The following is a 14,057-nucleotide window of genomic DNA, read 5'->3' as shown; positions in this document are numbered from 1 at the left end:
CGTCGCTTACTTCACGGTCTCGGGGTGGAGTTGCGCGGCGAGTTCCGCGATGGCGTCGGGGGCGCGGACGCCGAGGACGACTTCGGAGAGGGGCATGACGGCGAATCGTTTGTTCTTGATCGCCGGGACGTCCTTGAGCACCGGGTCGTCGAGGAGGCGCTTCTCCTTCTGGGCGACGGTGGTGGAGCCGTAGTCGTAGATGACGACGGTCTGCGGTTTGCGGGCGACGACCTGTTCCCAGGTGGCGTCGCCCCAGGCCTTGCCGAGGTCGGCGAAGACGTTGCGGCCGCCGGCGCGGGTGATCAGTTCGTTGCCGATGCCCTTGCCGCCCGCGGTGAAGGCGGTCTTGTCGCCGCTGTCGTAGACGAAGACGGAGAGCGGCTCGACGTCCTTCAGATGCTCGGCGGTGTCGGCGACGGTGGTGCGGGCGTGGGCGATCCACTTCTCGGCGCGGTCGGGGACGCCGAAGGTGCGGCCGACTTCCCGTACTTCCTGGTAGACGTCGTCGAGGGTGGTCTTCCCCTTGGTGCAGTTCTCCAGGTTGAGGCGGGTGTTGATGCCGGAGCCCTTGAGCGCGTCGCGGCTGCGGCCGTCGCCGGCGTCGAAGGCGCTGGAGTAGCCGCCGTAGACGAAGTCGGGGTTGGCGGCGAGGAGTTTCTCCTTGGAGGGGTACTCCTTGGCGAGGACCGGGACGCCCGCGTAGGCCTTGGCGTAGGCGGGGAGGATCCTGTCGTCCAGGTAGGCAGTGCCGACCAGGGACTTCTGGAGGCCGAGGGCGAGCATGACCTCGGTGGCGTGCTGGTTCAGGGTGACCACGCGCTTCGGCGGGGCCTGGTAGGTGGTGGTCACCCCGCAGTTGGTGACGGTGTACGGGAAGCCCGCGGGGGCTTCGGCACCGGCCTTCGGGTCCTTCGCCGCCTCGGGCGCCGTATCGCTGCCGCAGGCGGCGAGCGGGAGGAGGACGGCGGACAGGGCGACGGCTGTGAGCGCGCGGCGGCGCCGGGGAACGACATGCACGGCAGGGCCTCCTCCAGGGGATTTCCGCGTCCCCTGGTTGGTGGAAGAAGGGCGGCAGGTCAGTTCCTGGCTGCCGAGCCGTGGAGAGCTCGGTCACAGTGGCGGGACCGCGCCGGATTCGCACCGGCTTCCTGGGTCCTGCCGCCTCGGGTTCGGCGGTCAGTCTCTCAGACGGCCCCGGGGCCGTCCGCCACCACCTCGACGTCCTCTTCCGTGACCTGTCCGTCGACGATGCGGTAGGAGCGGAACTGGAAGGGGCCGAGGCCGTCGGTGTCGGCGGTGGAGACCAGCACGTAGTGGGCCTCGGGCTCGTTCGCGTACGTGATGTCGGTACGGGACGGGTAGGCCTCGGTCGCGGTGTGGGAGTGGTAGACGATCACCGGGTCCTCGTCGCGGTCGTCCATGTCCCGGTAGAGCTTGAGCAGGTCGGCCGAGTCGAACTCGTAGAACGTGGGCGAGCGGGCGGCGTTGAGCATGGGGACGAACCGCTCGGGGCGCCCGCTGCCGGCCGGGCCCGCGACCACGCCGCAGGCCTCGTCGGGGTGGTCGCGTCGGGCGTGCGCGACGATCTGGTCGTGCAGGGCCTGGCTGATGGTGAGCATGCTTGGAAATATAAACGGACCCGGCCCCGCGGGTGCGGGGCCGGGTCGGGGGCGGGCCAGGTCACTCCGCCGCGGACGCGTACTCGGGCGCGTCGCTCCCGGCGTTCCCGGTCGTACGGCGCTGGAGGAACCGCCAGCCCACCGCGAGGCCGACGGCCCAGACCGCGCCGACGTACAGGGAGACCCGCGCGTCCTCGTCGTACGCGATCAGGCAGGTGACGAGCGCGAGGAACGCGACCGCGACCCAGCTGAACACCGCTCCGCCGGGGGCCGGGAAGGGGGAGGCCGGGAGGCGGCCCGCGTCGACGGCGCGCCGGTAGCGGATGTGGCTGATCAGGATCATCAGCCAGGTCCAGACGCCGGCGGCGGTCGCCACGGAGGTGACGTACCCGAACGCCTTCTCCGGGACGATGTAGTTGAGGATGACGCCGATGCCCATGAGGGCGACGGAGACGGTGATGCCGAGGGCCGGGGTCTTGCGGGAGTTGAGCCGGCCGAAGGCCTTGGGCGCCTCGCTGTTGGCGGCGAGGCCGCGCAGCATCCGGCCGGTGGAGTACATGCCGGAGTTGCAGGAGGAGAGCGCGGCGGTGAGCACCACGAAGTTGACGATGCCCGCGGCGAGCGGGATGCCCATCTTCTCGAAGGCGTAGACGAACGGGCTGGTGCCGGCGGAGAACTCGGTCCATTTGACGACGGCGAGAATGACGGAGAGCGCGCCGACGTAGAAGACGATGATCCGCCAGGGCAGGGTGTTGATCGCCTTGGGGAGGGTCTTCTCGGGGTTCTCCGACTCGCCCGCGGTGACGCCGACGAGTTCGACGGCGAGGTAGGCGAACATGACGCCCTGGAGGGTCATCAGGCTGGAGCCGACACCGTTCGGGAAGACGCCGTCGTGGGCCCAGAGGTTGGAGGCCTGCGCGGTGTCGCCGGCCTCGGAGAAGCCGAGGGTGAGGACGCCGAGGCCGATCACGATCATGCCGATGATGGCGGTGACCTTGATCATCGAGAACCAGAACTCGACCTCGCCGAAGATCTTGACCGAGATCAGGTTCACACCGAAGAGGACGACCAGGAAGACCAGCGCGCTGACCCACTGCGGGATCGCGGGGAACCAGAAGTGGATGTAGATGGCGGCGGCGGTCAGCTCGGCCATGCCGGTGACCACCCACATCAGCCAGTACGTCCAGCCCGTCGCGAAGCCGAAGAACGGGCCGAGGAACTCCCGGGCGTACTCGGCGAAGGAGCCCGACACGGGCCGGTAGAGCAGCAGTTCGCCGAGGGCCCGCATGATGAAGAAGATCACGACGCCGGCGAGGGCGTACATGAGGATGATGCTGGGCCCCGCCTTGGCGATGTTGGCCCCGGCGCCCATGAAGAGGCCGACGCCGATGGCGCCGCCGATCGCGATCATCTGGACCTGCCTGCTGCCCAGTCCGCGTTCGTAGCCCTCTTCGCCGGTGTGGTCCTCACCGGTACGGGGAGCGGCCGCGCCGCTGTCGCCGTGCCCCTTGTCGACCTGCGGAGAGGTCATGGTGATGCGCCCTTTCTCCCTGCCGGTCCGGGCCGTCGTCGGCCCTGGACCGGTTCCTGATCCCCCCGGATACGGATGGAGTGCCGGCGGCGGTCGGCCGCTGCGAGACACCCCCGGGGACAGGGGTGGCGTCCCCGGGGGGTCCGGCAGATCTATCACGGTGGCGGGGGTGACCGGCGAGGTGCGCTGTGGCGGAGCGCACAGGGAGAAGCGGACAAATTCCATCCGCGCTCGCAAACGTCACGGGAGCGGTGACGTGATCGTTATGCCGAATTGAGGCTCCGCTGAGCGAACGGGAGGCGGCCTCGCGGCGAACGGCCGGGGGCCGCCTCCGTCAGGCGGTCAGCGTCTCGATGAGGCTCTCCTGGAGCGCGCCGAGCCAGAGGTAGGCCATCACCATCGGCTTGCGCGGATCCGTGTCGGGCAGCCGGTACAGCTCGGCGCCCTCGTCCTCGTCGGTGACCTCCAGGCGGGTGCCTATGGTCAGCCGGAGGTCGTTGAGGGCGCCCAGCCAGTGCAGGCACTCCTCGCCGGACAGCTTGAGCACGGCGCCGCCCTCGCCGGTGGGGCCGAGCGCGTCGAGCGAGCGGACGACGGCGATGCCGTCGGCGCGCTTGCGGTCCCGCAGGTCGTTCTCCGTAAAGCGCCTGAACTCCGAGGAGAACTCCTTCAGTTCGTCGTCCCCGTCGCCGTACGCGTCCGGGAAGAGCCGGGCCAGCGCCGGGTCCTCGGGCGGTTCGCTGGGGCCGACCGCGAAGAGCGCGGCGAGCGGGTCCTCGCCCTGGGCGGGCTCGTCGCCGGGCCCGATCAGCTCCAGGAGCTGCATGGCCAGGGAGCGCAGGATCGAGATCTCCACCTCGTCGAGCGCGACGGCCGCGCCGCCGCCCGGGGTGGCCTCGAAGTGCCCGGCCATCAGTCGCGGTCCTGGGTCAGGGTCGCCCAGAGGCCGTACCCGTGCATCGCCTGCACGTCGCGTTCCATCTCCTCGCGGCTGCCGCTGGAGACGACCGCGCGGCCCTTGTGGTGGACGTCGAGCATCAGTTTGTGCGCCTTGTCCTTGGAGTAGCCGAAATACGTCTGGAAGACGTACGCCACATAACTCATGAGGTTGACCGGGTCGTTGTGGACGATCGTCAGCCAGGGCACGTCGGGGTCGGGGACAACGAACGTCTCCTCGGCCGATTCGGGGCGTTCGATCTCAGTCGGAGCAACACTCACGGTTCGGGACGACCTTCTTCTCTGCCGGTTGCAGCCCGGGATTCAGCCCTGCACGACCCATGCTGCCACCCACGGGGGCCGGTCGCACAAACGGCTCCGGGGGCCGCCGCCGGGGTGTCCGGGAGGGTGCCCGAAAAGAAATCGTCACTCTGACGAGTATTGGGGGTAGCATCGTCCGTATGAACACTGCGGACCTTGGGCTGCCGGTGGACGTGCCGTCGACCGCGCTCTTCACCGACCAGTACGAGCTGACCATGCTCCGAGCCGCGCTCCAGGCCGGTACGGCCGACCGCCGCTCGGTCTTCGAGGTCTTCACCCGGCGGCTGCCCGAGGGGCGCCGGTACGGGGTTGTCGCGGGCACCGGGCGCGTCCTGGACGCCGTGGAGAACTTCCGCTTCGACGCGGACGTGCTGCGCTTCCTGCGGGAGCGGGACATCGTCGACGAGGCGACGCTGTCCTGGCTGGCCTCGTACCGCTTCGGCGGGGACATCTGGGGCTACCAGGAGGGCGAGGCGTACTTCCCCGGTTCGCCGATCCTGCGGGTCGAGGGCTCCTTCGCCGAGTGCGTGCTGCTGGAGACCGTGATCCTGTCGATCCTCAACCACGACTCGGCGATCGCAGCGGCGGCCTCCCGGATGTCGGCCGCGGCCGGCGGGCGGCGGCTGATCGAGATGGGCGCGCGGCGCACGCACGAGCTGTCGGCGGTCGCGGCGGCGCGCGCCGCGTACGTCGGCGGGTTCGACACGACGTCCGACCTCGCGGCCGGCTTCCGGTACGGCATCCCGACCGTGGGCACCAGCGCGCACGCCTTCACGCTGCTGCACGACAGCGAGCGCGACGCGTTCCGGGCGCAGGTGGACTCGCTCGGGGAGGGCACCACCCTGCTGGTCGACACGTACGACGTGGCCGAGGCCGTGCGTACGGCGGTGGAGGTGGCGGGGCCCGAACTGGGCGCCGTCCGCATCGACTCGGGCGACCTGCTGCTGGTCGCGCACCGGGTACGGCAGCAGCTGGACGACCTCGGGGCGGTGAACACCCGGATCGTGGTCACCTCCGACCTGGACGAGTACGCGATCGCCTCGCTGGCGGCGGCCCCGGTGGACGCGTACGGCGTCGGCACCCAGCTGGTCACCGGCAGCGGGCACCCGACGTGCTCGATGGTCTACAAGCTCGTGGCGCGCGCGGAGTCGGCGGATCCGGCGGCGCCGCTCGTGCCGGTGGCGAAGAAGTCGCTGGGCGGGAAGACGTCGGTCGGCGGCCGCAAGTGGGCGGCGCGGCGGCGGGACGCCGAGGGCCGCGCCGAGGCGGAGGTGCTCGGCACCGGGCCCGTACCGCCGGAGCTGCTGGACAGCCAGTTGCTGGTGCAGCTGGTCAAGGGCGGCCGGGTGGTGGCCCGCGAGGCGCTGGACGCGGCGCGGGAGCGGCACATCGCCGCGCGGGCGGGGCTGCCGATGTCGGCGATCCAGCTGTCGCGCGGGGAGCCGGTGATCCCGACCGAGTACGTGTGACCGTCGCCGCCTCCCTGCGGGGTGCGTCCCTGCGGGGCGCCTCCCTGCGGGGTGCCTCCCTGCGGGGTGCCTCCCTGCGGGGTGCCTCCCTGCGGGGTGCCTCCCTGCGGGGTGCCTCCCTGCGGGGTGCGGGTGGGTGCGGGTGGGTGCGGGGGCACGGCCTGCGGCCGTAGGTGTCCTCAAGCGCCGGACGGGCTGGGTTTGTCGTGGTGGCGGGGGGCGGGGCCTCCGGAGGTACGTGTGTCCGGACTGCTATCCTCACCGCGCTTCGCGCGAGCTGCGACGCTTTACGTCCGGACACACGCACCTCCTCCGACCCCACCCCCCTCACGCCGGACGGGACGGGGAACGGGCCGGGAGCCCCGTCGCTGCCCGGCCCCGGCCCCTCCCCTCGGGGCGGTGGAGTCTCTACGCTCGGAACCACCGCCCGCAGTCGTTCGCTCCCACCGAAGGAATTCCGCCATGCACCGCGCCTTGATCGTCGTCGACGTTCAGAACGATTTCTGCGAGGGCGGGAGCCTCGCGGTGACGGGGGGCGCCGATGTCGCCGCCGCCATCACCGACCTCATCGGCGAGGCGACCGCCGCGTACCGCCACGTCGTGGCGACCCGCGACCACCACATCGACCCGGGCGCCCACTTCGCGACGGCCCCGGACTACGAGACGACCTGGCCGCCGCACTGCGTGGCGGGCACGGAGGGCGTGGGCTTCCACCCGAACTTCGCCCCGGCGGTCGCGTCCGGCGCGATCGACGCGGTCTTCGACAAGGGGGCGTACTCGGGCGCGTACAGCGGCTTCGAGGGCGCGGACGAGAACGGCACCGGCCTGGCGGACTGGCTGCGGGAGCGCGGGGTGAGCGAGGTCGACGTGGTCGGCATCGCGACGGACCACTGCGTACGCGCCACAGCCCTGGACGCGACCCGAGAGGGCTTCACGACCCACGTACTCCTGGACCTGACAGCAGGGGTGGCGCCCGAGACAACGGACCGGGCCCTGGAGGAGATGCGCACAGCAGGCATCACCCTCACCGGCAAACCAACCGTGGCCTGACCCACCCCGCCCCGCCCGGCGCCTGATCCGTCCCGTCCGGCGTGAGGGGGGTGGGGTCGGAGGAGGTGCGTGTGTCCGGACGTAAAGCGTCGCAGCTCGCGCGAAGCGCGGTGAGGATAGCAGTCCGGACACACGTACCTCCGGAGGCCCCGCCCCCCGCCACCACGACAAACCCAGCCCGTCCGGCGCTTGAGGACACCTACGGCCGCAGGCCGTGCACCCCGGACCGCCCCGCACCGACAAGCAGCCCCCGGGCCCCCCACACCCCCCCTAAGCGGCCGTCCCGGCCGCAGTCCCCGCGGGTCGGCGCAGCAGCGCCCCTATCGGCTGCCACAGCTGCTCCACGCACTCCGGAGTGGTCCGCCAGAGCAGCCCGTCGGGGTGGTGCAGCACCGCCGTGATCTCGTCCAGCGTCGGCGGCTCCGCGTTCCCCCGCAGGTACACCGCCCGGAGCCCCAGATTCCGCAGCCTGGTCAGGGCCCGGGCCCGGTTCCCCGCGTGCACCAGGACGCGCACCGCCCCGCCCTCGGTCGTCGGGCTGGGCAGGGTCAGTGCCACCACCACCGTGCCGTTCGGGAGTCTGCTGAAGCCTCCGCCTGCCATGATCATTCCTCTCCCCCGTGCGTCGGTCGAACATCGTCATGAGACGTCTTGTCAATAAGAGGTCCGTAGGACGCACCTAAACACGATCGGCCGCCGCCCGCTAGAGGGCGACGGCCGATCATGGCTTGACCTGCGGTTACTTCCGGTTACCGACCGGAGGGACCCACGTGGACCGTCAGCGTCTGGCCGTCCAGCGGCTGGCCGACGATCGTGATCTTCGTGTTGGTGTCAGGAACCTGCACGCTCGCCAGCGGGTTGCTCGCGTCGTAGTAGGTGCCCTTGCGGTCGTCGAAGACCGGCGCGCCGAGCTTCGGCTTGATCTTGGTCGCGACGTTCGCCTTGTGCAGCGTCAGACCCTGCGTCGGCCACCAGCTGAACGTGGAGTCGTACGCCTGGATGCGGTTGCGCATCACCGTCCCGTCGGCCCACTTCTCGGCCTTCGGGTGCGCGTCGATCGGCAGGACCAGGCCCTCGCCCGCGTGCTGGCTGGTGTTGTTGTCCTTCTGCGAGGTGTCCCACAGCCAGATCAGCAGACCGGGCTGGTACGGGAAGTGCTCCACCTTCGCGTCGTTCGGCGCCGCGAACCCGAAGTTGTACGGACCGACCTTGAGGGTCTCGTCGTACGACACGTACTGGCGGTTCTCGGCGATGTAGTACTGCGGGTAGTCCTGGGTGAAGGACGCACCGATGCGCGAGAAGCCCTTCGCGGTCCAGCCCGCGTCGTCGCCCTCGGCGTTGTCCGTGAAGAGCGCGGCGCCGTCGGCGACCACGCTGATCGCGTCGGCCGCGAAGCCCTTGCCGCCCGCGCCGCCGTCCGTCTGGTAGCGGAAGCGGACGTCGACCTTCTTGCCCGCGTACGCGTTCAGGTCGTAGACGAGCTTCTTGTACGCGCCCGAACCACCGGTCAGCGCCGGCTTGTCGGCCGAGTCGCGGGTGATCGGCAGACCGTCAGCGGTGCCCTCGACCGGCGTCCAGTTGCTGCCGTCCGTGGAGACCTCGGCGTACAGGTAGTCGTAGTCCGCCTCGATGTCCCACCAGCCCTGGAGCTGAAGCGACGCCGTGGACTTGCCGGTCAGGTCGACCGAGCGGCTGAGGGTGTTCTTGAGGTCGTCACCCATGTCGCTCCACCACTGCTTGGAGCCCTCGGCGGGCGTCACGACCGTGGTGGTCTCTTCCTTGGGCGGCAGGTCCACGATCAGCGCCTGCGGGTTCTTGGTGTTGTACGCCGAGACACCCAGCTTGGTCGTGGAGTTCGTGGCCGCCTTCGCCTTGGCGTAGCTGAGCCAGCCGAGCTGGAGCTTGTCCCAGGCCGTCATGTCGCCCGGCCGGTCGCCGATGGCGTCCTTGCCGTTGCCGAGCCAGGAGCCCGACGACATCAGGGTCCAGAAGGCGGTGGAGTTGTCGCCGCCCGCGGTGTCGTACAGGTCGGGCAGGCCCAGGTCGTGGCCGTACTCGTGCGCGAAGACGCCGAGGCCGCCGTTCTCCGGCTGCATCGTGTAGTCGCCGACCCAGATCCCGGTGTCGCCGATCTGCGTACCGCCGGACTTGTTCGCCGCGGGGCCGGTGCGGCCCGCGTCCGTGCCGTACGCGTACCAGCGGTGCGCCCAGAGGGCGTTGGCGCCCTCGGCGCCGCCGCCGGCCGACTCGTCCTCGCCCGCGTGGACGATCTGGAAGTGGTCGATGTACCCGTCGGGCTCGTTGAAGTTGCCGTCGCCGTCGAAGTCGTACCGGTCCCACTGGTCGTAGCCGGCGAGGTCCGTCTTGATCTGCGCGTCCGTCCGGCCCTTGGCCTTCTGGTCGGCGGCCCAGGCGGTGACGCCGTCCTTGACCGCGTCCCACACGTTGGCGCAGTTGGAGCTGCCGCAGTAGTTGGAGCCGTAACGGGCCTCGTTGTACGGGACCTTGACCCAGTCGGAGACCTCGCCGTCGACCGAGTAACGCCCGGAGGACGTCTTCTCGTAGTAGGTCTTCAGCGATTCCTTCGGCTTGCCCTTGCGGTCCGTTCCCTCACCGAAGTAGAGGTCCTGGAAGTGCTGCTGGTTGTAGTCGGCCTGCCAGGCGGTGGAGTTGTCCACCTTCCGGTCGGGCTCGGCTATCTCGTTGTGCTGCGGCCCGGGCGTGCCGCCGAACTTGACGACCGGCGGCTTGGGGCCGGCCGCGCCGTCGGGGTCGTACTGGGTGGTCGTGTCCACCTGGTCGCCGAACTCCACGAGGACCGTGAAGATCTTGTCGGTCTTCTCGCGGCCCAGCTCGACGTACTTCTTGTTGCCGAGCTTGACGACCTGCGAGCCGCCGCGCTTCTCGACCTTCGCGTCACCCGCGATGACCTGTTCCATGGCGGCGCTGCGCTCGGCCGCCTGCTGCTTGCTGAACGGGCCGTCGAGGTCGTGGTCGACCTCGGCCTTCTGAGGAGCCGGGTCGCGGCGCTCGATGCCGGCGGAACCGGCCGAGGGATTGCCCTCGGCCTGGGCCGTGGTGAAGGCAGAAGCGGTGGCGGCGGTCGCGGCGAGTGCCACGATCACCGCGGACACTCTTCTTGCCCGTCGGTTGCTGATCACTTGATGCTGTCCTCCCCGGCGCATGCGCGGGCGGCGGTCCGGGAGTTGGGGGATCCGCGCGCGTATGCGCGTCATAAGTGGCGCCATTCGACCTGAGTTGAAGAAGAAAAGCCAGACCTTGACTTGAACTGGTCAACTGCACTATGCGAGTGGGCACTTCCGATATACGGACACGAGCGACATGCGACCCCTCCGAGCGCCCCGGGCGCCCCGGGCGCCGGGCCGGCCGGACGGTCGGCCGACCACCGTCCGCATGGCGGAATATTCGAACAACAGGCGCACTGACGCCTCCTGGCGAGGGGGCGCGTGACTCCATGCGCCCCCTGTGCGACGGCACCGTGGGTTAGCTCACGCTTACTGTTGGTTCCACGGGGGCATCCACCGTCGTAGAGTCGGCGAAGACTGCGACTGACAGTGCGATCACCAGTGCGACCACTGCGAGCGGCAGTGCGGCGTACGTGCGAGACACGCGAGACACCCCCAAACCGATGCTCCGAGGGACGGATTCCGCCATGCCGCGTCCGACTGCCGCACAGCTCGCCTACGGTTCCGCCACGGTCGTCTGCTCGACCCTCGCCATGCTGCTGCTGTCCGGTACGTCCACGGGCGTGGGGGTCGCGGTGATCGGCATGGCGGCTCTCGCGCTGGGACTGCTCGTCGCCCTGACCGTGCCCCTGCCGCGCCGGGCCAGGGCGGCTCGCGCCGCGGCCGCGCGGCGTACGGCCGCGGGCTCCCCCGCCTCGGCCGCCGGGACCGCCGGGCAGCCCCGGGTGCCGGCCGCGCGCTCCCACGCGGGCGCGGAGTCCCGCTTCGGCCAGCATTCACTGCGCCGCTGAGACGACGACGGTCCTGGCGACCCGGTCGTGCAGGCCCTGTTTGTAGGGTCTGCCCGTCCAGATCGTCAGGATGATGATCGCCCACCAGAGGCAGAAGCAGCAGAGCAGCGCGGGCAGCCAGAGGACGAGGGCCCGCAGCAGCGAGGCGTTCGTGTCCGGCACGGCTCCGTTGTTGAGCATCGCGACGCGCAGTTTCAGCCATCGCTTGCCGACCGTCTGGCCTCTGCTCCTGGTCATGAGGGTGTCGTAGGCGACGTACGCGATGAGCGAGATGAGCGACCAGAGCCACTGTCTGCCGGTGTTCACCTGATCGGTGAAGTCGTTCCACTCGTTGTGCCCGTTCGACGTCGACGTGTCGAAGCCGCCGACGGCGAGCGAGAGGACCGCCACCGGGATGGCGATGATCAGGACGTCGACGATCCGGGCCGTGAGGCGCCTGCCGAAGGGCGCGAGAGGGGGCATGCCCGCGTAGGGGTCCGTCCCGCCGAGCGGGTCCCCGCCGTAGGGACCGCCCCCGCCCCCGTACGGGCCGCCGCCCCCGCCGCCGTACCGGCCGCCGCCCGGGGGGCCGCCGAAGGGGTCGGAGCCTTCCGGCGGAGGCGGGGGCGGGACGCCCGCCGCTCCCCCGTAGGGAGATCCGTACGGCGACTCCGGGCCCCCGGACTCCGGGCCCCCGGACGACGGGGACTCCCGCGGCTTCTTGCGGAACGGGTCGTCGTCGGGTGGCTCCTGGCCGGGCGGGGGGCGGTCGTCGCTCATGGGGGCAGTGCACCGCGCCCGCGAGGGGCCCGCAACGGCTTGCCCGCCGTTCGGAGGTACGGCCCGTTCGGAGATACGGCCCCGCCGGTCAGCCCGCCACGAAGGTGTGCGCGGCCTTGTCGTGCCAGCACTGCCGCCACGGCCGGTCGAACAGGCACCACAGGACGTTGAGCACGCCCACCACGAGCAGCCCCAGCACCCCGTAGAGCAGCCAGCGGCGCAGGGCCGCGCCGAAGGCCGGGGCCTCGTGCGACTCGATGTCCCGCACCTGGAGACCGCAGAGCTTCTTGCCCAGCGTGCGGCCCCACCTGGCGGTCGGCAGCGCCTCGTACAGCACCCCGAGGACCAGCAGCGCGCCGAGGACCGCGCCGAGATACCCGGCCGTCGTCGAGTCGAGCAGCCAGACGGTGACGGTCTCCCCCGTCTGCTTCGCCGCCTCGATCTTGTCGTCCACATGCGTGCGCGCCTTCGCCACGAGCGGCAGGGCCACGGCCCCGACCAGCGCGCCGAGCACGAGGGTGTCGATCAGGCGGGCCACGAGCCGCTTGCCGAGGCCGGCGGGCCTGGCGGCCGCCTGGGCCTGCGCGGCCTGGAGGAACGGGTCGCTGACCGGCGGCTTCCAGGGCACCACGGGCTGGTCGCCCGCGGGCTGCGCGAGCTGGTGGACCTGCTGGGCCCAGGAGGCCGAGCCGCCACCCGCGCCGCCCTGCTGGGGCTGCGCGGCCGAGGGCGCCGGCACGGACGAGGACGCCTGCCGCGCGGACTCGTCGCGCGACGGCGGCGGTACGGTGCCCGCGCCGGCCGCGCCGGGGGTCATGGAGCGGACCGACAGGGCGCCGTCCGCCTCGCCGGTGCGCCCGGCCGCCGCGTCCTCGTCCTTGGCGCGGCGCGCCGCGCGCAGGGCGCGGATGGCGACCGTGCTGTCGACCGGCGGCTGCTGCGCCCCGGCGGACGGGATCTGGCCGGGGAGGGCCGCGGGCCGGTCCGTACCGCCCTCGCCCGTGCCCGTACCACCGCGCCGGTCGCCGGTGTCGGCTCCGGGGCCCGTACCCGTACCCGTACCGGGGCTGACGCCCGTACCCGGGCCGACACCCGGTGCCGGGCCCGGTCCGGGCGCGATGCCGCGGCGCATGGCGCGGATCGCGACCGTACCGTCGATGACCGGCTGGCTGTCGCCCGTCCCGGGGCCGAGCGCGCGGACCCCCGGCAGGGCCCCGCCGGTGGGGTCGACGGGCGCCGGGAACGGGATGTCGCGGCGCGGCGCGCCGGGCTCGGGGGCCGGGGCAGGGACGCGCGGGTCCGGAGCCCCCCAGGAGACGCGGTTGTCCCGCTCACCGCCGAAGCCGGTCTGCCGCGAGACGTCGGCCTGCCACGCGGACGCCGGTTCCTGGCGGGGCTGTTCGGCGGCCTGGGGCTCCTCGTCGAAGAACACCGGGCCCGTCTCCTCGACGGCGGGCACCGCCTGCGCGCCGGACTGCGGCGCCTCGGCACCGGGCGGCGCGGGGCGGCTCGATCCGGGCACCCACGCTGCTCCGTTCCAGTACCGGACGTATCCCGGGATGGACGGATCGGGGTAGTAGCCGGGAGCGGGGTTGCCGTCTCCGGTCGCCGAGGTTGGGGCGCTCATCACCGTGGTCCCGTATCTCCTCTGAGCCAATTCAGGGTCCACATCTATCAGACCACCGGGGTCCCCAGGGCCGCTCCCGTCGTTTGAGCCACTTTCCGGTCAGAGTGACGGCACAGAGAGCGAGGGTCCGGAAGCACGCGATCAGGCTCATCGGAAGTTGCCCGGAGAAGTCGCGTCATGAATCGCCGTCGGCGCGCTCTCTTCCGGTACGGCCCGCCGTCAGGGCCCGTACCGAGAGAGGAAGTGCCGCCCATGAACACCGTGGTGGAACGTGAGCTGGAACTGAACCTGGTGCTGTCGCCCGAGCGCAGCATCCCCGTCCCGGCCCGGCTGACCTACCGGACCGACGATCCGTGCGCCGTGCACGTCGCCTTCCACATCGGCTCCGAGGCCCCCGTCCACTGGACCTTCGCCCGTGAGTTGCTGGTGGAGGGCATCTTCCGGCCGTGCGGGCACGGGGACGTGAGGATCTGGCCGACGAAGGTCGGCGGGCGCAGTGTCCTGTGCGTGGCCCTCACCTCCCCGGACGGCGACGCGCTGCTGGAGGCGCCGGCGGTGGCCGTGTCGGCGTGGGTGGAGCGGACGTTGCGGATCGTGCCGCCGGGGACGGAGTGCGAGCGGCTCGGGATCGACGAGGGGCTGGCGGGGTTGCTGGCCCCGGCGCCCGCCGACGACCTGTGGCTGCGGGATCCGTGGCCGTCGGACGGGTCGGCGGAGTCGGCGGACTCCGCCGAGGGGGAATAGGGGG

Annotated in this window: 14 protein-coding genes and 1 riboswitch; of the genes, 5 read left to right on the top strand and 9 right to left on the bottom strand. The window is 71.4% G+C overall.

The genetic code is table 11. The features are described 5' to 3' along the window. Positions 1-6: 6 nt before the first annotated feature. The 5 genes from HA039_RS22125 to clpS form a co-directional block, all read right to left on the bottom strand. On the bottom strand, positions 7-1,017 hold the full coding sequence (locus HA039_RS22125; protein ID WP_243869659.1) for an ABC transporter substrate-binding protein: 1,011 nt from the start codon (positions 1,015-1,017) through the stop codon (positions 7-9). Positions 1,018-1,057: 40 nt separating this feature from the next. Then, positions 1,058-1,174, bottom strand: a riboswitch (cobalamin riboswitch). A 10-nt stretch (positions 1,175-1,184) separates the two neighbouring features. Beyond that, positions 1,185-1,619: a M67 family metallopeptidase gene (locus HA039_RS22120; protein ID WP_167032669.1), complete on the bottom strand. Its 435-nt coding sequence runs from the start codon at positions 1,617-1,619 to the stop codon at positions 1,185-1,187. Between the two features lie 61 nt (positions 1,620-1,680). Further along, positions 1,681-3,150, bottom strand: coding sequence for an amino acid permease (locus HA039_RS22115; protein WP_167032668.1), 1,470 nt, complete (start codon positions 3,148-3,150; stop codon positions 1,681-1,683). A 334-nt stretch (positions 3,151-3,484) separates the two neighbouring features. Continuing rightward, positions 3,485-4,063, bottom strand: coding sequence for a DUF2017 domain-containing protein (locus HA039_RS22110; RefSeq protein ID WP_167032666.1), 579 nt, complete (start codon positions 4,061-4,063; stop codon positions 3,485-3,487). Continuing rightward, entirely contained in the window at positions 4,063-4,368 is a 306-nt protein-coding gene (gene clpS / locus HA039_RS22105) for an ATP-dependent Clp protease adapter ClpS (protein ID WP_167032664.1), read from the bottom strand. The genes HA039_RS22110 and clpS overlap by 1 nt, the downstream gene beginning before the upstream one ends. 179 nt (positions 4,369-4,547) lie before the next feature. Between clpS and HA039_RS22100 the strand changes: the two genes are divergently transcribed. The 3 genes from HA039_RS22100 (at position 4,548) to HA039_RS22090 (ending at position 6,926) form a co-directional block, all read left to right on the top strand. Continuing rightward, on the top strand, positions 4,548-5,876 hold the full coding sequence (locus HA039_RS22100) for a nicotinate phosphoribosyltransferase (RefSeq protein ID WP_167032662.1): 1,329 nt from the start codon (positions 4,548-4,550) through the stop codon (positions 5,874-5,876). Continuing rightward, positions 5,873-6,049 carry a pentapeptide repeat-containing protein gene (locus tag HA039_RS34645; RefSeq protein WP_167032660.1) on the top strand — a complete coding sequence of 59 codons (177 nt, stop codon included), beginning with the start codon at positions 5,873-5,875 and terminating at the stop codon, positions 6,047-6,049. The genes HA039_RS22100 and HA039_RS34645 overlap by 4 nt, the downstream gene beginning before the upstream one ends. Positions 6,050-6,338: 289 nt before the next feature. Continuing rightward, positions 6,339-6,926: a nicotinamidase gene (locus HA039_RS22090; protein WP_167032658.1), complete on the top strand. Its 588-nt coding sequence runs from the start codon at positions 6,339-6,341 to the stop codon at positions 6,924-6,926. 270 nt (positions 6,927-7,196) lie between these two features. On the opposite strand, the gene HA039_RS22085 is transcribed toward HA039_RS22090, so the two are convergent. Next, complete coding sequence (locus HA039_RS22085) at positions 7,197-7,529, bottom strand: hypothetical protein (protein ID WP_167032656.1); 333 nt, start codon at positions 7,527-7,529, stop codon at positions 7,197-7,199. Positions 7,530-7,675: 146 nt separating this feature from the next. Then, positions 7,676-10,087, bottom strand: coding sequence for an immune inhibitor A domain-containing protein (locus HA039_RS22080; protein WP_167032654.1), 2,412 nt, complete (start codon positions 10,085-10,087; stop codon positions 7,676-7,678). A gap of 512 nt (positions 10,088-10,599) precedes the next feature. Between HA039_RS22080 and HA039_RS22075 the strand changes: the two genes are divergently transcribed. Then, complete coding sequence (locus HA039_RS22075) at positions 10,600-10,923, top strand: hypothetical protein (protein ID WP_167032652.1); 324 nt, start codon at positions 10,600-10,602, stop codon at positions 10,921-10,923. Here the strand turns inward: HA039_RS22075 and HA039_RS22070 are convergent. Both HA039_RS22070 and HA039_RS22065 read right to left on the bottom strand, forming a co-directional pair. Beyond that, positions 10,909-11,682 (bottom strand): RDD family protein, encoded by a 774-nt coding sequence (locus HA039_RS22070; protein WP_167032650.1) that lies wholly within the window; start codon positions 11,680-11,682, stop codon positions 10,909-10,911. The two genes, HA039_RS22075 and HA039_RS22070, sit on opposite strands and share 15 nt — an antisense overlap. An 88-nt stretch (positions 11,683-11,770) precedes the next feature. Beyond that, a complete protein-coding gene (locus HA039_RS22065) occupies positions 11,771-13,309 on the bottom strand; it encodes an RDD family protein (RefSeq protein WP_167032648.1) in 1,539 nt (512 codons plus the stop codon). A 252-nt stretch (positions 13,310-13,561) separates the two neighbouring features. Here HA039_RS22065 and HA039_RS22060 point away from each other — a divergent pair, with 252 nt between their 5' ends. Further along, positions 13,562-14,053, top strand: a complete 492-nt coding sequence (locus HA039_RS22060) for an SsgA family sporulation/cell division regulator (RefSeq protein WP_167032646.1) — start codon at positions 13,562-13,564, stop codon at positions 14,051-14,053. Positions 14,054-14,057 lie beyond the last annotated feature (4 nt).

It is taken from the genome of Streptomyces liangshanensis (genome assembly GCF_011694815.1).
Taxonomy (GTDB): domain Bacteria; phylum Actinomycetota; class Actinomycetes; order Streptomycetales; family Streptomycetaceae; genus Streptomyces; species Streptomyces liangshanensis.
The sequence above is the reverse complement of the archived record's forward strand: the minus strand, read 5'-3'. Positions and strand labels throughout refer to the sequence as shown.

Coding starts and splice junctions, on each gene's coding strand:
- HA039_RS22120 (WP_167032669.1), bottom strand. CDS start 1,619: ATGCTCACCATCAGCCAGGCCCTGCACGACCAGATCGTCGCGCACGCC.
- HA039_RS22115 (WP_167032668.1), bottom strand. CDS start 3,150: ATGACCTCTCCGCAGGTCGACAAGGGGCACGGCGACAGCGGCGCGGCC.
- HA039_RS22110 (WP_167032666.1), bottom strand. CDS start 4,063: ATGGCCGGGCACTTCGAGGCCACCCCGGGCGGCGGCGCGGCCGTCGCG.
- HA039_RS22100 (WP_167032662.1), top strand. CDS start 4,548: ATGAACACTGCGGACCTTGGGCTGCCGGTGGACGTGCCGTCGACCGCG.
- HA039_RS22090 (WP_167032658.1), top strand. CDS start 6,339: ATGCACCGCGCCTTGATCGTCGTCGACGTTCAGAACGATTTCTGCGAG.
- HA039_RS22085 (WP_167032656.1), bottom strand. CDS start 7,529: ATGGCAGGCGGAGGCTTCAGCAGACTCCCGAACGGCACGGTGGTGGTG.
- HA039_RS22075 (WP_167032652.1), top strand. CDS start 10,600: ATGCCGCGTCCGACTGCCGCACAGCTCGCCTACGGTTCCGCCACGGTC.
- HA039_RS22070 (WP_167032650.1), bottom strand. CDS start 11,682: ATGAGCGACGACCGCCCCCCGCCCGGCCAGGAGCCACCCGACGACGAC.
- HA039_RS22065 (WP_167032648.1), bottom strand. CDS start 13,309: ATGAGCGCCCCAACCTCGGCGACCGGAGACGGCAACCCCGCTCCCGGC.
- HA039_RS22060 (WP_167032646.1), top strand. CDS start 13,562: ATGAACACCGTGGTGGAACGTGAGCTGGAACTGAACCTGGTGCTGTCG.